Here is a 1320-nt window from a genome sequence, read left to right as displayed (position 1 = left end):
GATTCATCAGACTTTCCTGTGGGTCGCTGAAGTCGGATAAAGGTCAAGCCCGCCACAATGGAAATATACGGCGATCTTGAAATTGTCCCGATTTCGGAATCCACAGGCGCGTTTTTGTACAGTTGCTATTTTCGAGTTCAATCCTTCGGCAACAGCGTTGGTAATTCGATGCTTAAAATACGTCAAGATATTCGGCAAATGCCTGGCAATCAATTTTGCCTTATCAATCATGGGTGGCAAACGACTATGTGTGGCCCAGAAATACCAACGCTGCCAGAACCGCCTGGCCCAGCCGACACTGTGGTAACTCCACAGTTCACGCAGCGATTCCTTCAGCGCCCAGGCACGCGCAGTCTTCAAATTTTCACGCTTGATTTGCTCAAATCGCTCACGCGCGGCAGCCGGCATGGTCTGTGCGTTATACAACCACAAATACTTGCTGCTGGTGAGCGTGGTGTCACCCTGTTTCAGCAACGCCTTATGCTCATCCTTGCGAACGCGATCCACGCCATTACCAACGTGCTGCATGATATGAAACCGATCAAACACCATCTTCGATTCAGCTTGCGGAACCAACATCTTGCACGCCTTTATATAGGCCGGCCACATATCCAGACTGATCGCTTCAATGCCAGCCAGCTGTTGTGCCGTGAACGCCGCAAAGTAGGTCGACAGGCTTTCTTCGGTGCGCCCCTCGCCGATATATTCCACCGTCGATGCATCCAGATCGCACGTCAACGTCATGTAGCTGTGCCCCTTTGCAATCGCCTTCTCGTCAACACCAAGATGCGTTGGCAGGCCAACACCTTTGGCAGCTCGGCCACGAAATACGGCCCGTTCCATCAAGTGCCATGCCTGATCCCAGGTAATTCTCAGTATCTGTGCTGCCTGCTTAACCGTAGTCGCCCTCAACATATCAATCGCCAACACCTCAAACAACTGCGTAAACCGACTGCCTTCTTCGGCCCACGGCAACCGCGCCTGCTTTACACCATGATCAGGACACTTGATACGCGGCGGTTTGGCATGCAGGTAGGTCAAAAACTGGCAACTGTCCAAATGCCGCCAAGTCCGCTCCCCAAGATGGTCATACACCGGGCACTCCGCAGCACACTCCGGACATTTGAAACGCGAACCACTTGGGTGCTCCACGAATACGTCAACTTGCTGCTTGGCCATGTCCAGGCTGACTTCTTTAACCGTCCATGGCTCTTGCATCCCCAGCAACGCCTGATACAAATCTTTGCTTTCCATCGCGCTCTCCGTTGGCTAAACCTGCGCGATAGCGTACTCTTAACCCACAGAAAAGTCTGAAGAACC

1 protein-coding gene is annotated in these 1320 nt (G+C 52.5%); it reads right to left on the bottom strand.

Annotated elements, in window-relative coordinates; all coding sequences use genetic code 11:
- Positions 1-6: 6 nt before the first annotated feature.
- Positions 7-1254 (bottom strand): ISL3 family transposase, encoded by a 1248-nt coding sequence (locus tag E2I14_RS19155; protein ID WP_133331545.1) that lies wholly within the window; start codon positions 1252-1254, stop codon positions 7-9.
- Positions 1255-1320: the final 66 nt, after the last annotated feature.

It is taken from the genome of Sapientia aquatica (assembly GCF_004358105.1).
GTDB lineage: Bacteria > Pseudomonadota > Gammaproteobacteria > Burkholderiales > Burkholderiaceae_D > Solimicrobium > Solimicrobium aquaticum.
Note: the sequence above shows the minus strand (reverse complement) of the source record. Positions and strands in the feature narration are given on the sequence as shown.